At 48.5% G+C, this 14,764-nt stretch carries 18 protein-coding genes and 1 riboswitch; of the genes, 15 read left to right on the forward strand and 3 right to left on the reverse strand.

Annotated elements, in window-relative coordinates:
* Positions 1-7 precede the first annotated feature (7 nt).
* From JNUCC21_RS06905 to JNUCC21_RS06915, 3 genes are read left to right on the forward strand one after another with little or no spacing between them, the layout of a single operon-like run.
* The gene (locus JNUCC21_RS06905; protein WP_369878817.1) at positions 8-1,075 is read left to right on the forward strand and encodes a dipeptide epimerase; all 1,068 of its coding nucleotides are present in this window, start codon (positions 8-10) and stop codon (positions 1,073-1,075) included.
* Positions 1,072-1,971 (forward strand): NlpC/P60 family protein, encoded by a 900-nt coding sequence (locus tag JNUCC21_RS06910; protein ID WP_369878695.1) that lies wholly within the window; start codon positions 1,072-1,074, stop codon positions 1,969-1,971. The genes JNUCC21_RS06905 and JNUCC21_RS06910 overlap by 4 nt, the downstream gene beginning before the upstream one ends.
* A gap of 3 nt (positions 1,972-1,974) precedes the next feature.
* The gene (locus JNUCC21_RS06915; RefSeq protein WP_012117379.1) at positions 1,975-2,946 is read left to right on the forward strand and encodes an ABC transporter ATP-binding protein; all 972 of its coding nucleotides are present in this window, start codon (positions 1,975-1,977) and stop codon (positions 2,944-2,946) included.
* A gap of 27 nt (positions 2,947-2,973) precedes the next feature.
* Here the strand turns inward: JNUCC21_RS06915 and JNUCC21_RS06920 are convergent, their stop codons facing one another.
* Both JNUCC21_RS06920 and JNUCC21_RS06925 read right to left on the reverse strand, forming a co-directional pair.
* Complete coding sequence (locus tag JNUCC21_RS06920) at positions 2,974-4,023, reverse strand: lactonase family protein (protein WP_012117380.1); 1,050 nt, start codon at positions 4,021-4,023, stop codon at positions 2,974-2,976.
* A 70-nt stretch (positions 4,024-4,093) separates the two neighbouring features.
* On the reverse strand, positions 4,094-4,954 hold the full coding sequence (locus JNUCC21_RS06925) for a dimethylarginine dimethylaminohydrolase family protein (protein ID WP_015239707.1): 861 nt from the start codon (positions 4,952-4,954) through the stop codon (positions 4,094-4,096).
* Positions 4,955-5,143: 189 nt separating this feature from the next.
* Between JNUCC21_RS06925 and JNUCC21_RS06930 the strand changes: the two genes are divergently transcribed.
* From JNUCC21_RS06930 to JNUCC21_RS06965, 8 genes are all read left to right on the forward strand, one after another.
* Positions 5,144-5,662, forward strand: a complete 519-nt coding sequence (locus JNUCC21_RS06930; RefSeq protein WP_003154772.1) for an acyl-CoA thioesterase — start codon at positions 5,144-5,146, stop codon at positions 5,660-5,662.
* A gap of 100 nt (positions 5,663-5,762) precedes the next feature.
* Positions 5,763-6,308, forward strand: coding sequence for a GNAT family N-acetyltransferase (locus JNUCC21_RS06935; RefSeq protein ID WP_369878696.1), 546 nt, complete (start codon positions 5,763-5,765; stop codon positions 6,306-6,308).
* A gap of 12 nt (positions 6,309-6,320) precedes the next feature.
* A riboswitch (guanidine-I (ykkC/yxkD leader) is annotated at positions 6,321-6,429 on the forward strand.
* A gap of 66 nt (positions 6,430-6,495) precedes the next feature.
* Entirely contained in the window at positions 6,496-6,834 is a 339-nt protein-coding gene (locus JNUCC21_RS06940) for a multidrug efflux SMR transporter (protein WP_007407236.1), read from the forward strand.
* A complete protein-coding gene (locus JNUCC21_RS06945; protein ID WP_007407235.1) occupies positions 6,834-7,148 on the forward strand; it encodes a multidrug efflux SMR transporter in 315 nt (104 codons plus the stop codon). Before JNUCC21_RS06940 ends, JNUCC21_RS06945 begins: the two co-directional genes overlap by 1 nt.
* A 74-nt stretch (positions 7,149-7,222) precedes the next feature.
* Positions 7,223-8,125 (forward strand): formyltetrahydrofolate deformylase, encoded by a 903-nt coding sequence (purU, locus tag JNUCC21_RS06950; RefSeq protein WP_007407234.1) that lies wholly within the window; start codon positions 7,223-7,225, stop codon positions 8,123-8,125.
* A 369-nt stretch (positions 8,126-8,494) separates the two neighbouring features.
* A complete protein-coding gene (proB, locus tag JNUCC21_RS06955; RefSeq protein ID WP_369878697.1) occupies positions 8,495-9,607 on the forward strand; it encodes a glutamate 5-kinase in 1,113 nt (370 codons plus the stop codon).
* On the forward strand, positions 9,604-10,851 hold the full coding sequence (gene proA / locus JNUCC21_RS06960) for a glutamate-5-semialdehyde dehydrogenase (protein WP_369878698.1): 1,248 nt from the start codon (positions 9,604-9,606) through the stop codon (positions 10,849-10,851). Before proB ends, proA begins: the two co-directional genes overlap by 4 nt.
* A gap of 112 nt (positions 10,852-10,963) precedes the next feature.
* A complete protein-coding gene (locus tag JNUCC21_RS06965) occupies positions 10,964-11,389 on the forward strand; it encodes an organic hydroperoxide resistance protein (RefSeq protein WP_072589015.1) in 426 nt (141 codons plus the stop codon).
* 27 nt (positions 11,390-11,416) lie between these two features.
* Here JNUCC21_RS06965 and JNUCC21_RS06970 read toward each other — a convergent pair whose 3' ends face one another.
* Positions 11,417-11,926, reverse strand: a complete 510-nt coding sequence (locus tag JNUCC21_RS06970) for a MarR family winged helix-turn-helix transcriptional regulator (protein ID WP_012117386.1) — start codon at positions 11,924-11,926, stop codon at positions 11,417-11,419.
* 73 nt (positions 11,927-11,999) lie between these two features.
* On the opposite strand from JNUCC21_RS06970, the gene JNUCC21_RS06975 reads away from it, so the two are divergent.
* The 4 genes from JNUCC21_RS06975 (at position 12,000) to JNUCC21_RS06990 (ending at position 14,750) form a co-directional block, all read left to right on the forward strand.
* Positions 12,000-12,410, forward strand: coding sequence for an organic hydroperoxide resistance protein (locus JNUCC21_RS06975; protein ID WP_003154758.1), 411 nt, complete (start codon positions 12,000-12,002; stop codon positions 12,408-12,410).
* Positions 12,411-12,550: 140 nt separating this feature from the next.
* Positions 12,551-13,135 carry a hypothetical protein gene (locus JNUCC21_RS06980; protein WP_369878699.1) on the forward strand — a complete coding sequence of 195 codons (585 nt, stop codon included), beginning with the start codon at positions 12,551-12,553 and terminating at the stop codon, positions 13,133-13,135.
* 21 nt (positions 13,136-13,156) lie between these two features.
* The gene (locus JNUCC21_RS06985) at positions 13,157-13,618 is read left to right on the forward strand and encodes a hypothetical protein (RefSeq protein ID WP_059367131.1); all 462 of its coding nucleotides are present in this window, start codon (positions 13,157-13,159) and stop codon (positions 13,616-13,618) included.
* 4 nt (positions 13,619-13,622) lie between these two features.
* Complete coding sequence (locus JNUCC21_RS06990; RefSeq protein ID WP_025284627.1) at positions 13,623-14,750, forward strand: glycosyltransferase; 1,128 nt, start codon at positions 13,623-13,625, stop codon at positions 14,748-14,750.
* Positions 14,751-14,764 lie beyond the last annotated feature (14 nt).

Here is a 14,764-nt window from a genome sequence, read left to right on the forward strand (position 1 = left end):
GGGACGGATGTCCGTGCCGCTGAAAAAGCCGTTTAAGACCGCTTTACGCACGGTTTACAATGCTGAATCGGTCATTGTGAAGCTCACTTTTGACAACGGTCTGACCGGCTGGGGGGAGGCGCCGCCGACGGTTGTCATTACAGGCGACAGCGCGGACGGTATTGAAAGCGCCGTCCACGATGTGCTGAAGCCCGCTCTCTTGGGGCGGGGCATTTCCGGCATGGAAGCCGTTTTGTTTGATATCAGCCGGCTGTTGGAAAGAAATCAAAGCGCAAAAGCCGCGGTGGATATGGCTGTATATGACGGATGGGCGCAAATGCACGGACAGCCGCTTTACCGGCTTCTCGGCGGCTATCGGAATACACTGGAAACAGATTTTACCGTCAGCGTTAACTCTCCTGAGGAGATGGCGGGGGATGCAGACCGTTATGTGAACAAAGGATTTCATATTTTAAAAATAAAAGTCGGCATAGGTGACATATCAGACGATGTTGCCCGGATTCAGGCGATCAGATCACGTGTCGGCGCAAACGTCAAACTGAGATTGGACGCCAACCAAGGCTGGACGCCGAAAGAAGCCGTGACTGCGATCCGAAAGATGGAAGACGCCGGACTGGGCATTGAGCTGGTCGAGCAGCCTGTTCACAAAGACGATATCGCCGGGCTGAAGCAGGTCACAGATGCCGTAGACACGCCGATTATGGCGGATGAGAGCGTCTTTACCCCCCGTCAGGCCTTTCACGTGCTGCAGACGAGAAGTGCCGATTTAATTAATATTAAGCTGATGAAAGCGGGCGGCATAAAGCAGGCGGAAACAATCAATGCGATGGCGGAAACGTGCGGCGTGGAATGCATGGTCGGCAGCATGATTGAGACCAAACTCGGCATCACCGCCGCGGCCCATTTTGCCGCGGGCAAACGGAATGTGACAAGGTTTGATTTTGATGCGCCGCTTATGCTGAAAGATGATTTGATTCAAGGCGGCATCACATACAGCGGCAGTCAGATTGCGATTCCCGACGAACCGGGTCTCGGCATTACCGGTGTGTCGATACAAGAGGGGGCGAAAAGATGAGAGCAGCCGTTACAGCGGCGGCAGCCAACGTATGGACGCTGCCGTCATCTCCCCGTTCGTATGATGCGCCGATGCTTGAAAACCCGCCGCAGATCAGAAAATGGTTAGCGTCTATGGGATATGAAGAGCGGCTGCAATTATGCACAGACAACCTTGTCCAAACGCAAGCGCTTTTCGGGGAAGAAGTGATCATTCTCAAAGAGGAAGGGGAATGGACTTTTGTCGCCGTTCCCGGCCAGCCTTCAAACAAGGATGTGCGCGGATATCCGGGGTGGATGAAAAAAAGCCAGCTTTCAAAAGACGGCTTTCATACATCTTCCCCCGCCGTATGGATTACCAAACCGACAGCTTTTTTATATCACACAAATGGCGAACCGGACTTGGAAGTAAGTTTCTTAACGCGTCTTCCGGCATCAGGACGTGAGAAAGGCTTTTTCCGGGTGGTGACGCCGCTCGGAGAAAGGTTCGTAAATGAAGCTGACGCAGACGAGTGCCGGCATACGGAAGGACGGGCGGCCGAAGTCATCGAAACGGGCATGATGTTTCTCGGGCTTCCGTATTTATGGGGAGGACTGAGCGGTTTCGGGTTTGACTGTTCCGGGTTTATGTATTCGATATTTAAAGCAAACGGCTATACCCTTCCCCGTGATGCAACGGACCAAGCAAAAGCCGGATGCGGCGCGGCGGTAAACGATATCCTGCCGGCTGACCTTTTGTTTTTCGCCTATGAAGAAGGAAAAGGCGCGATCCACCATGTCGGTTTGGCGCTGGGAGACGGCCGAATGCTGCACTCCCCGAAAACGGGAAAAACAATCGAAGTGCTGTCTTTGGAAGGAACCGTCTATGAAAAAGAATTATGCACCGTACGCCGCTGTATAAGCGAAAAGGGGGAATAGAAAATGACGGCATCTCCGCTCCTTGAAGTCAGCGGGCTGAAAATGCATTTTGACGCAGGAAGAAAGAAAGCCGTAAAAGCAGTCGACGGTGTCAGCTTTCACATTAACAGAGGGGAAACATTCGGACTTGTCGGAGAATCGGGATGCGGTAAATCGACGCTCGGAAGGGTTATTCTCCGTCTGTATGACCCGACGGCCGGTTCGGTATCATATGAAGGGACGGATATACACCGTGCCGCGGCAGAACAGCGGTCGGTCTTCTTCCGCAAGCTGCAGATGATTTTCCAGGACCCTTACGCCTCGTTAAATCCGCGCCTGACCGTAAGGGAAATTATTATGGAGCCGATGGAAATCCACAATCTTTACAATACAAGAAAAGCCCGTCTGATGATGGCGGATGAACTGCTTGAAGCTGTCGGGCTCCATCCGGATTTCGGCAGCCGGTATCCCCACGAATTCAGCGGCGGACAGAGGCAGAGAATCGGGATTGCCAGAGCGCTCTCTCTGCATCCCGAATTTATCGTGGCGGATGAGCCGATTTCCGCGCTGGATGTGTCGGTACAGGCTCAGGTCGTCAACCTTTTAAAAAGGCTTCAGAAAGAGAAAGGGCTGACATTTTTATTTATCGCCCACGATTTATCAATGGTCAAGCATATCAGCGACCGGATCGGCGTGATGTATTTGGGCCGCATGATGGAAATTACAGAAAGCGCTGCGCTTTACCGGGAACCGCTTCACCCTTATACGAAGGCGCTTTTATCCTCAATCCCGATTCCTGATCCGCTTCTTGAGGACAAGCGTGAACGGATTATTCTGAAAGGGGAGCTGCCGAGCCCCCTTAACCCGCCGAGCGGCTGTGTATTCAGGACGCGGTGTCCTGAAGCGATGGAGCTCTGCGGTAAGATAACGCCAGAGCTTGAAGAAGTGAAGGCGGGGCGTTTTGTCGCCTGCCATTTATACAAAAAAGAAAGCTGACAATATAAAGTCAGCTTTCTTTTTTAATTAAACCTGATGCAGAAATGACACACAGACCGGATACGGAACCGGAATGTCAGATTGAAGCAGAGTCAATTTGCCCGTTTCCGGATCACGTTCAAACAAAACCAGATTTCCCGTTTCTTCGTTTGACGCGACAAGGAATGTCTCGGAAGGGTCAAACGCGAAATCACGCGGCCAGTTTCCTTCTGTCGGCACCCATTCAATAAGAGACAATTCGCCGGAATATTGGTTGATCTTATAGATGGCGATGCTGTCATGTCCGCGGTTGGCGGCATAAAGAAATCTGCCGTCTTTAGATATGCGGATCGCGCTGCCTTGCGATTTGTCCGTAAAGCCTTCAGGCAAAGCGGAAATGACCTGCAGCTCTCTGAATTCACCTAAGGTCGGGTTGTATTCAAGCGCGATGACTTCATTACTGATTTCCGTCATGACATAGGCGTATTTTTCCGCCGGATGGAAAACGATGTGGCGCGGCCCTGAACCCGGTGCGAAAGAGTGAGTTTTCACCTCTGTGAGCGAACCGTTTTTCATTTGGTAAGTATAAAGCGTATCCGTCCCTAAATCGACGGCTGCAATGTAGTTATGCTCAGGTGTATAGCCTGCGAAATGGGTATGCGGTTTCTCTTGTCTTTCATGAGGACCTGTTCCCGTATGAGCGGCTTCGGCAGCCGGCTCCCGCAGACTTCCGTCTTCATTGACGGGAAAGGCGTGCACTTTTCCGCTGTGGTAATTAGCGGTTAACACATATTCATGTTTATCATCAATGCTGACGTGGCATGGAGACGGGCCTTCAATCAGCTGGTGGTTCACAAAAGTTAATTCCCCGCTGTTCTGATGAATCTGATAGGCTGCGACGCCGCCTTTTCCGTCTGCCTTTTCAATGGAATACAGCATGCTGTTATCAGAATTCGGAGTGACGTATGTCGGGTTGCCGAGCTTTGCTGCCAGCTTCGGACGGCTGAGCCGTTTCGCTTCTGTATCAAGTTCAAAACAATAAATGCCTTCGCTTCCGCCTTTTGTATATGTTCCCGCGTATCCTATGTACTTAGCCATTCGGTTTCCCCCTTTAGAGTCTTGTCTTCTCTATATTAACGTATCTTGAAGGAAACTGCCTTGTAAATGTTTAAGATGTTCTGACAAGCGGCAAGGTGCAGCAACGGAAGGAACCGCCTGATTTAATAATTTCGGAAAACTCGGTTTCAATGACTGTATAACCTCTTTTTCTGAGCTCGCGGTTCGTATGACGGTGCTGCGGCAGGCTGATAATTGTCTGATTGCCGATTGACAAGATATTAGGACCGAGCGTGAATTGCTCTTCTTCAGGCACTTCTATCATCTCAAAACGTTCGGCGAGAAGATCAATTTCTTCCTGCCGCAAGCCATTTTTGCAGTATAGCGCCTCCGTTTCCGAGATCATATTAAATACACAGTCCAAATGTAAGAAATCTTCCTTGAGAGGGATCGGCACAACCGTCATCTCCGGCAGCGCCTCCCGCAGCTCCCGGACAGCCGCTTTATCCGTGCGCTCGCTCAGCCCGGCGTAAACGGTGCCGTCTGCGATCAAGATGTCGCCGCCTTCAATGTTCGCTTTTTTCAGTCGCGTATAGGGGATTTTCTTATTGTCAAGCAGGTTTTGAAACACTTTTTCTTCTCCCTGCCGGACTGAAGCCGCCATGTTTGAAATAAACGCCGTCTCGCCTAAGACAAATCCGATATCCCGGGTGAATACCTGCTCAGGCAATGCGGGATCGGCAGGCAGCAGGACGACTTCAATCTGATGAGATCTTAAAATGTCAATAAACTCACTATGCTGTTTGAGGGCAACGGGTATGTTAATATTTTCTTGTTTGAAATGTTTCTGCGTTCCGTTAATAATATCCTTGATGGCCATGTGTTCCGGCCGGCATAAGATGACTGTCTGCAAAGCATCAAACTCACTGCGGCAAGCCGGTTTCCGCGTGGATTTGGGAATGGATACGTCCATGTGATATCCTCCTATCGGTATTCAATGTGCGTTTATTATTCCCGGATGTGATGAATAATGAAACATTTATGAGAGAATATCTAACCAACTTAATATTTAAAATTTTAGACAAAACGATCAAAGTATTGTTTAATAGGGTACAGATGAATGAGTCAAAACGACCAGACACCAAAGGGGAGTTTAAATAATATGAAGTTGCCAGAATCAAGATTTTGCAAAGAAACAAGGGTTGTTAAAACAAGCAGGGTTTTTCCGCTTGATACGAATAATCACAATACGCTGTTTGGCGGAAAGCTGATGAGCTACATTGATGATATCGCTTCAATTTCCGCGGCCCGCCACTGCCGGTGTGAAACAGTCACGGCCTCAATGGATTCTGTAGATTTTTTGCGCCCCATCGGCCAACAGGATTCCGTATGCCTTGAATCTTACGTCACATGGGTCGGCACATCGTCTATGGAGGTGTTTGTCAAAGTCATTAAAGAACATCTGATGACGGGCGAACGCGAGCTTGCGGCAACGTCGTTTCTGACCTTTGTCGCGCTTGATTCAAACGGGAAATCGGTACCCGTTCCGCGGATCGTGCCGGAAACCGAGGAAGAAATCATGCTTCACAATACGGCCGTTCAGCGCGCCGGAGAACGAAAAAACCGCTTAAAACACAGCAAGGCCCTGGCCGAGGCGCTCGGAACAGATAAACCTTGGTAATCATCAAACCGCTTTTTTTTAAAAGCGGTTTTTTTATGCTGAGAAAGGACTTTTCCTGCCGGATCCATAATCTATTACAGGGAAAGGAGACGTGGCGTGCATGATGAAACATAAGTCTTCCGGCACCATCCTGACAACCGGGCGTATCCGTCTGCGGACTATGCGGGATGAGGATGAAGAAAATTTGTACGGGCTGTTTACCGACAGAGAGGTCATGAAATATTATCCTTCTCTTAAAAGCAGACGGGAAACGAAGGAATGGATTGCCTGGAACAAACGATTGGCCGCAGGATACGGCGTCAGTCTTTGGATCGCAGAGGATAAAGAGACGGGCGCATTTCTCGGTCAATGCGGAATCGTTCCGCAGACGGTAAACGGAAACACTTTGATGGAAATCGGCTATATGTTTGCCCGCCGCCGCTGGGGCTGCGGCTATGCGACAGAGGCGGCGAACGCCTGTCTGGACTACGGTTTTCATACGCAGCAATACGGACGCATAGCGGCGCTGATTGATCCGGAAAACGCTGCCTCCGTCCGTGTCGCGGAAAAAATCGGTATGGTGCCCGGTGAGACCGTTACCAAATGGGAGAGGCAGCTGACGGTTTTTTACATCACATCTGACGTTGAACGTTTCGGCGAAATGTAGTATGATACGAACAGACATGTTTTCTAGGGTTCCGCATGTTTATACATGGCCTGGTCCGAGAGAAAACACATATGCGGACATATCCCGCATATGCACACGGAGGGAAAAAAGCCCGGGAGAGTCAATCTCATGTGAGACGACTATCCGGGCTTTTTTGTATTGTCCGGATACAGAAAGGGTGAAGAACATGAAATGGGGTTTAGTGGTCATAGCGGCCGTATTTGAAGTGGTATGGGTCACCGGCCTGAAACATGCTGATTCGGCACTGGCGTGGAGCGGCACGATTACGGGAATCATCATCAGTTTTTATCTATTAATCAAGGCGACAGACAGCCTGCCCGTAGGAACGGTATATGCGGTCTTTACCGGACTCGGGACAGCGGGCACCGTGCTCAGTGAAATCCTGCTTTTCAAAGAGCAGGCCGATCCGGTGAAAATCGTGCTGATCGGCGTTTTGCTGATCGGTGTCATCGGATTAAAGCTGGTCACACAGGATAAGCCTGAGACGAAGGAGGAGAAGGCGTAATGCATTGGATCAGCCTGATAGCCGCGGGTCTTTGTGAAATGCTCGGGGTCATTTTAATGAATCAATTTCAAAAAGAAAAGAAAGTCAAATGGATTCTTTTCATTATCGCCGGATTTGCGGCTTCTTTTTCCCTGCTTTCTTATGCGATGGAGACGATCGCGATGGGCACGGCCTATGCGATCTGGACCGGTATCGGCACGGCGGGCGGCGCATTAGCCGGCATTCTTTTCTACGGCGAGCAGAAGGATGCGAAGCGCATCTTTTTCATTGCGCTTATTTTATGCGCTGCCGTAGGGCTGAAAATTCTTTCGTAAATTGATTTTTATCAAATCTTCAGTATAATCTATTAGTAAGTTACGAATTATGAAGATACGAGGGATTAAAACAGATGAATTCATATATGACACAGCGGCTGAAAGAATACCGCCGCGGGAATGAGGAAAAAGGGCGCCTGCTTGTCAGCTGCCCCGACCAGCCGGGAATTGTATCGGCCGTGTCGGCGTTTTTGTTTGAACATGGCGCAAACATTATTGAATCAAATCAATACACGACTGACCCTGAAGGCGGACGGTTTTTTCTTAGGATTGAATTCGACTGCAAGGGCATTCGTGAGAAAAAAGAGGACTTACAGCAGGCGTTCGCCTCAATCGCCCAGACATTCGGCATGACATGGAGCCTGTCTCTGGCAAGTGAGCTGAAGCGGGTGGCGATCTTTGTATCGAAGGAGCTGCACTGCCTTCATGAACTGATTTGGGAATGGCAAAGCGGCAATATGATGGCCGAAATTGCGGTCGTTATCAGCAACCACGAAGAGGCCAAAGAAGTGGTCGAACCGCTGAATATTCCGTTCCATTACATGAAAGCTAACAAAGACATCCGCGCCGAAGTGGAGCGGCGCCAGCTTGAGCTGCTGGAGCGGTATAAGATTGATGTGATCGTTCTTGCCCGCTACATGCAGATTTTGACGTCTGATTTTGTATCTGCCCATCCGAATCGGATTATTAACATCCACCATTCATTTCTGCCGGCCTTTATCGGCGCTAATCCGTATAAACGGGCTTATGAGCGCGGAGTGAAATTAATCGGCGCGACCTCTCACTATGTGACGGACGATCTTGATGAAGGGCCTATTATTGAACAGGATATTGAACGCGTCGATCACAGAGATCACGCAGAGGATCTGAAGAATATCGGCAGAACGATTGAGCGGAGCGTGTTGGCAAGAGCCGTAAAATGGCATCTGGAAGACCGCGTCATCGTTCACGGAAACAAAACGATCGTATTTAATTGATGGCGGTCCGCCGGGGAGGCGGACTGTTTTTTATGGATGAAAATGTCTTGACAAGAACCTGTTTTCTTTGCATAATATAAAAAAATCATTGAGCGTTGAAGAGGATCAGTACGCAGAACTTTCTGTGACAGAGAGCAAAATGGCCCGCTGAAACATTTTGCCGCATGAAACCTGCCGAACCTGCCTTGGAGTCCTGAGGGGAAAACTCAGGCGCGATAACCTGGCGTTACAGGAAAGCGGGACGCGTGAAAAACGCGTTCAAACAAGGTGGTACCACGGAAAGCCCATTTCGTCCTTATTTTTCAGGATGGAATGGGCTTTTTTTATTGACGAGAGCCGGTTTGGATTGATTGCCACGGAGGAGAAACGATGAAAAAACAAAGAATTGTTGTGAAAATCGGGAGCAGCTCGCTCACCAACAGTAACGGAAGTATTGATGAAGCAAAAATCAAGGAACATACGGAAGCCATTTCTTTATTAAAAGAAAACGGGCATGAAGTGATCCTCATTACCTCAGGCGCGGTGGCAGCGGGTTTTTCCGCTCTCGGCTATCCGTCGCGACCCGTTACGATAAAAGGAAAGCAGGCAGCTGCCGCAGTCGGCCAGACGCTTTTAATGCAGCAATATATGGACCATTTAAAAAGATACGGTCTGACGCCGGCACAAATTTTATTAACAAGAAATGATTTCTCAAAAAGAGAGCGGTACAGAAATGCCTATGCCACTGTAATGGAACTGTTGGAGCGCGGCGTCGTGCCGATTATTAATGAAAATGATTCCACATCAGTCGAAGAGCTGACGTTCGGTGATAACGACATGCTGTCGGCGCTTGTAAGCGGTTTGATTCATGCAGACCAATTAATGATTCTCACAGACATTAACGGGCTGTACGATGCCAATCCGAATGAAAACCCGGACGCAAAGCGGTTCGACTATCTGAATGACATCACACCTGAATTGCTCGGATATGCCGGATCAGCAGGCTCAAAGGTCGGCACCGGAGGCATGAAGTCAAAACTTCTCGCCGCCCAGACCGCATTGTCGCTCGGGGTAAAGGTATTTATCGGAACCGGCTCCGGACGGGAAAAACTGATGGGAATTTTAGACGGAAAAGGCGACGGCACTTATATCGGCGATAAAGACCTGTCCTCAGTAAATAATACACGGCAATGGATCATGTTTCATTCTCCGATATCAGGGGGAATCATCATTGATGGGGGAGCGGAGCAGGCGATGATCCATAACGGGTCAAGTCTCCTCCCTGCCGGCGTCGCCGATGTCTACGGCAGTTTTCCGAAAGGGGCCGTAGTGGAAGTCAAAGGGCCCGGCGGCATTATCGGCAAAGGGCAGACGCAGTACTCATCCGATGAAATTTTAGAAGTCAAAGGGAAGCGGAGCGACCAGCTTTCAGGAACGAAGCAGGTGGAAGTGATTCACAGAGATGATTGGGTGAATTTATTTGACGAGGGGGAACACAAATGAGTGAAGTATTGCAAAAAGCAGCCTTGGCAAAAGAAGCGGCTGCCGAAATGGTCATGAAAACGACGGCTGAAAAAAACGAAGCGCTCCAATGTGTCGCAGACGGACTCAGAAATGAACGCCGGCTGATTTTAACAGAGAATCAGAAAGATATTGAAGCGGGACGGAACAGAGGACTGACACCTGACATTATTGACAGGCTGACTCTTGATGAAAAACGCCTGCTCGATATCGCGGACGCCGTGGAACTATTAATCGGTCTTGAAGATCCCGTCGGTGAATCGCTGGAGACCATTCAAAAAGAGAATGGATTATCCATTGAAAAAATCCGCGTGCCCCTTGGAGTAGTGGGCATGATCTATGAGGCCAGACCGAACGTTACCGTAGACGCGGCCACACTCTGTCTGAAAACCGGAAACGCGGTTGTGCTCAGAGGAAGTTCTTCCGCCATCCACAGCAACATAGCGCTTGTCAGTGTGATGAAACGCGCACTGGGGCTGTCAAAGCTTCCGATTGATGCCGTTCAGCTCATAGAAGATACAAGCAAAGAAACCGCCAAACAGCTCTTTACATTAAATGACGGGCTGGATGTATTGATCCCGCGCGGCGGTAAAAATTTAATTGATCTAGTGGTCAGGGAATCAACCGTACCCGTTTTAGAAACCGGAGCGGGCAATTGCCACGTGTACATAGATGAGTCAGCAGATCCTCAAATGGCAAGCGAGGTCGTCATCAATGCCAAAACACAGCGTCCTTCGGTCTGCAACGCGATTGAATCTCTTTTGATTCATGAAAAATGGGCCGAAAAACACGGACGAAAGCTGCTGAATCAGCTGACAGAAAAAGGGGTGGAGCTCCGAGGAGACCAGGTGATTTGCAAACTGGAGCCTCAAGCGAAACAAGCAGAAGAAGCCGATTGGGGAGCGGAGTACCTGGCGCCGATTCTCAGTGTGAAAACGGTGCAGGACGTACAGGAGGCGGTCCGCCACATTCAGCAGTACGGCACAAACCATTCAGAAGCCATTCTGACGGAGAACGCCGAGCATGCGGCTTACTTCCAGACCGCCGTTGACGCCGCCGCCGTGTATCATAATGCTTCAACCCGGTTTACGGACGGTTTTGAATTCGGATACGGAGCCGAAATCGGCATCAGCACGCAAAAGCTTCACGCGAGAGGGCCGATGGGGCTTCCGGCGTTAACATCTACAAAAATCATCATCAAAGGAAACGGACAAATCCGCGTATAATCTTTTAAGCTTATCCTTCAAAAAGGGTAGGCTTTTTTTATCGGAAAGATTGACGGTTCCTATTATATTGTGTAAAATTAAATTGTACACAATATAATAGAGGTGAATTCACATGACAAATCCATTATTTACTGCAACCGTATCAGCCGCCGGCGGACGTGAAGGGAAAGTTACGTCTTCTGACGGAGTGCTGAATCTTGATGTTGCCATGCCGGGAACGCCAAGAGCAAAACGGCTCGAACATGCTACAAACCCTGAACAGCTGTTTGCCGCAGGATATTCAGCCTGCTTTGACAGCGCTCTTCAGCTCGTAGCGAGAAAAGAGCGTCTGAGTATTGAAACAGAGGTCACTGCGCATGTCAGTCTGCTGAAAGATGAAGCAGACCAAGGATATAAACTAGGCGTTACGCTTGAGGTCAAAGCATCCGGCATTGATAAACAGGAGCTTGAAGCCCTTATCCAAAAAGCGCACAGTGTCTGCCCGTATTCAAAAGCGACAGCGGGAAATATTGAAGTGAAGCTTCTGGCAGCAGAATAAAAATAAGGATGCCCATTCGGGGCATCCTTATTTTTTGCCGTGCAGCGTATTCAAAACCTCATAAAGCGACTGCTTTAACTGCTTTAATTCCTCTTTTGACCGTCCCGTCTGTTCCAGCATGGCAATGGGGATATCCGCCGCTGTTTTCTGCAAGGCCCGTCCTTCATCTGTGAGCCTGATCGTCACGGATCGCTCGTCTTCAGCCGATCGCTTTCTCATGATGATTCCGTGCTGCTCCATCCGTTTCAGCATCGGTGTCAGCGTTCCGGAATCCAGGTACAAAAGCTCACCCATCCGTTTCACATTCAGTTCTTCGTGCTCCCATAATAAAAGCAGCGCCAAATACTGGGGATAAGTTACGTTGAGCTTATCAAGCAGCGGTTTGTACCGTTTCGTCATTTCCCTTGAGCTTGCGTACAGCAAAAAACAAAGCTGATTCTCCAGTTTCATATGTTCAAAATCTTTTTCTGCCATTACTTCTTTCACCAACTCTTTGTTTGTTAACGTTACCCCTATTGTAGCCGAAAAACAGTCCATTTCCTATTCCTCATGTTTAAAAATATGAGCAGGGGCAATATATACAGTAAGTACAATGAGGAGGCTGATAATAATGGCATTATTTACTTCAAAAGCGACCGCAGTCGGCGGACGAGCAGGACATATTAAATCCGAAGACGGGGTGCTGGATTTTGACATCATCATGCCGAATGCAAAAAAAGACGGAGAAACCGGCACAAACCCTGAACAGCTCTTTGCGGCAGGATATGCTGCCTGCTTCGGGGGAGCGCTTGAGCTCGCCGCCCAAAAACAAAAAATCGACATGACCTCTGAAATTGAAGGACAGGTCAGCCTTTTAAAAGATGAGAGTGACGGAGGTTACAAAATCGGCGTAACGCTCGTCATTGATACAAAAGATCTTGACAAAGAAACGGCGGAGAAGCTTGTGCATGCCGCTCACGAGTTCTGTCCGTATTCAAAAGCAACAAGAGGAAATGTAGACGTCAAACTTGAATTAAAATAAATAACCGAACGAATATCCCGGATTTTATATCCGGGATATTTTATTAACGAAAACATCAGTAATGATCTCTTCTCTCCCGGAATAAGAATACGATATAGCACTTTTGCATAATAACACCAAGAGAAAAGAGGGAGAAATCGATGTCTCTTCCAAACATACCGAACATCACCCCCGACATTACACTCTCCAGATGTGAGACCCTGAACCTCCTTCTTTCATCCGTGGCTATGGAAGAAATCGGACTATCCCATATTCTGCAGGCGGAAGCGGAAAGGATTCAAATGTTTCTCGGCGCTTCCGGCGATCCCTCCTTGGAGGAATTGTCATCAATCAATAGAAGCACTGAACGGCTCCTGCGCACCGTCATGAAATCACAACTCCTTTTGCAGACGAAGCTTGAGGACATTATCTTCTTACAGGATTCTGAAGCCTGTATGGACCAGGACGACCCAAGCAATCCGAGTAATCCGGGCGATCCTGATGAACAGTGGAATCCGGATGATCCAAGTAATCCGAGTGATCCGGGCGATCCTGATGACCCGTGGAATCCGGACGACCCGAGCAATCCGAGTGATCCGGGCGATCCTGATGACCCGTGGAATCCAGACGATCCCAGTGATCCGGAAGATCCGTGTGACGGCCTGTTTTACGGCCGCATTGGCTGCTGTGAGTGCGGGGATTGTGAGGACTGCGGTTGGAAGAAAAAAGGCGGGGAGCGTTCATAAAAAAAGAGACGGGTGAAGCATATGCCGTATCCAAGCATCTCAAAAGCGAAGCAGGCATCTTTTGAAGCCATGCATTGTCTCACGATTGCGCTGTTACATATATTATCTGTGACCGTGGATAAAAGAAGGGGTTCAAATTACAAAGAAGAAATCAGGCTGTTCTCCGCATTGTGCCGCTGGCAGATGGAAACAGGCGGCCGTCTGTTTTTAATGATCAGCTTGGAAGAAGAGCAGAAGCAGATGTATGAGCGGCACTTTCTTGAAATGAAGACAGTTACGGAACGAACGAAAAAATTCATTTCTGAAAGCCCGCGCGAATTCCGGGCGCATCCGATTACGAAGCGGGCTGTCAGGCAGCTTCAGGAATGGAATACGGAAACTGCCGAACCTGCCGTCAGATGGGTGCGGCCTGTCATCATCACGATGAACGGCACTCCTGAACGGCCTTGGTTCAATCAACAACTCCAAAATCGGGAAAGGTGAGAAAATGAGCGGAAATGCTGAATGTAAACTGACTCTTTGCATGATTGTGAAAAACGAGGAGAGATACATCTCCCGTTGTTTATCAAGTGTACAAGACATCGCTGATGAGATCGTCATCGCAGACACCGGATCACAAGATAATACAAAAGATATATGCAAAAGCTTTCAGGCAAGAGTGTTTGATTTCGAATGGGAGAATGATTTCGCAAAGGCCAGAAATTACGCCCTGCAGCATGCCGAAGGAGATTGGATTTTAGTGCTTGACGCGGATGAAGAGCTCGATCAGGAGACGGGCCGTTTTTTAACTTCGCTGCTTCATGACGGATTACCGAGCCGGGGTCTTATGAAAATCATCAATTATACGGGGAAGCAGCTCGATGAAAACGAAGCGTTTGAAAGCATGCAGCCGAGACTGTTCCGCAATCATAAAGGCCTTCTGTATCAAGGCAGAATTCACGAGAATATCTCGGCTTCCAATGAGGAAGAAAACAATGCTTTTTTCACGCTCCCATGTGTGATTCATCACTACGGCTACTTGGAGCAGGAAGAAAAGATCAAGCAAAAACATAAACGGAATATCAGCATTTTAAATGAAGAGCTTTCAGAGGAAAATCCTGATCCGTGGCTTGTCTATCATTTGGCAAGTGAATGCTACAGAATCAAAGACTATGAAAAAGCATTACATCTTGTCAACGGCTCAATTTTTCAATTTTTAAGCGAAAAACGAATGCCTCCGTCTCTCCTGTATTATTTGAAATATACAATATTGCTTGAGCTCAAACGGTATGAAGAAGCCGAACAAGGGATTGAAAAAGTGCTCAAGCTATATCCTGATTACAGCAATCTTCATTATTATAAAGGCCTTGTATTATATCATTTGGAAAAGTACAGAGCGGCAATCAAAGCATTTGAAAACGGAACGCAGGTTGAAGGAGAAAACGCTGATCACTTCATTTTAAAAGGTGCCGCCGATTTCAGAGCCTTTTATTATATGGCGAAATGCCATGCTGCATTAAACCATGATATGACAGCCATCGCTTACGCCAAAAAATCGGTGAAGTTCAATCCTCAATTTAAACCCGCGAAAGAACTTCTGTCTCAATTAAAAAAGGATCAGCGGACAAACGCCTGATCCTTTTTTTGCAT

The sequence above is a fragment of the Bacillus sp. JNUCC-21 genome, assembly GCF_041222765.1.
In the GTDB taxonomy this organism is placed as follows: domain Bacteria; phylum Bacillota; class Bacilli; order Bacillales; family Bacillaceae; genus Bacillus; species Bacillus velezensis.

Bases quoted from the DNA above. Each gene is read 5' to 3' on its own strand.
- JNUCC21_RS06905 (WP_369878817.1), top strand. From the start codon at position 8: ATGTCCGTGCCGCTGAAAAAGCCGTTTAAGACCGCTTTACGCACGGTT.
- JNUCC21_RS06910 (WP_369878695.1), top strand. From the start codon at position 1,072: ATGAGAGCAGCCGTTACAGCGGCGGCAGCCAACGTATGGACGCTGCCG.
- JNUCC21_RS06915 (WP_012117379.1), top strand. From the start codon at position 1,975: ATGACGGCATCTCCGCTCCTTGAAGTCAGCGGGCTGAAAATGCATTTT.
- JNUCC21_RS06920 (WP_012117380.1), bottom strand. From the start codon at position 4,023: ATGGCTAAGTACATAGGATACGCGGGAACATATACAAAAGGCGGAAGC.
- JNUCC21_RS06925 (WP_015239707.1), bottom strand. From the start codon at position 4,954: ATGGACGTATCCATTCCCAAATCCACGCGGAAACCGGCTTGCCGCAGT.
- JNUCC21_RS06930 (WP_003154772.1), top strand. From the start codon at position 5,144: ATGAAGTTGCCAGAATCAAGATTTTGCAAAGAAACAAGGGTTGTTAAA.
- JNUCC21_RS06935 (WP_369878696.1), top strand. From the start codon at position 5,763: ATGATGAAACATAAGTCTTCCGGCACCATCCTGACAACCGGGCGTATC.
- JNUCC21_RS06940 (WP_007407236.1), top strand. From the start codon at position 6,496: ATGAAATGGGGTTTAGTGGTCATAGCGGCCGTATTTGAAGTGGTATGG.
- JNUCC21_RS06945 (WP_007407235.1), top strand. From the start codon at position 6,834: ATGCATTGGATCAGCCTGATAGCCGCGGGTCTTTGTGAAATGCTCGGG.
- purU (WP_007407234.1), top strand. From the start codon at position 7,223: ATGAATTCATATATGACACAGCGGCTGAAAGAATACCGCCGCGGGAAT.
- proB (WP_369878697.1), top strand. From the start codon at position 8,495: ATGAAAAAACAAAGAATTGTTGTGAAAATCGGGAGCAGCTCGCTCACC.
- proA (WP_369878698.1), top strand. From the start codon at position 9,604: ATGAGTGAAGTATTGCAAAAAGCAGCCTTGGCAAAAGAAGCGGCTGCC.
- JNUCC21_RS06965 (WP_072589015.1), top strand. From the start codon at position 10,964: ATGACAAATCCATTATTTACTGCAACCGTATCAGCCGCCGGCGGACGT.
- JNUCC21_RS06970 (WP_012117386.1), bottom strand. From the start codon at position 11,926: ATGGACTGTTTTTCGGCTACAATAGGGGTAACGTTAACAAACAAAGAG.
- JNUCC21_RS06975 (WP_003154758.1), top strand. From the start codon at position 12,000: ATGGCATTATTTACTTCAAAAGCGACCGCAGTCGGCGGACGAGCAGGA.
- JNUCC21_RS06980 (WP_369878699.1), top strand. From the start codon at position 12,551: ATGTCTCTTCCAAACATACCGAACATCACCCCCGACATTACACTCTCC.
- JNUCC21_RS06985 (WP_059367131.1), top strand. From the start codon at position 13,157: ATGCCGTATCCAAGCATCTCAAAAGCGAAGCAGGCATCTTTTGAAGCC.
- JNUCC21_RS06990 (WP_025284627.1), top strand. From the start codon at position 13,623: ATGAGCGGAAATGCTGAATGTAAACTGACTCTTTGCATGATTGTGAAA.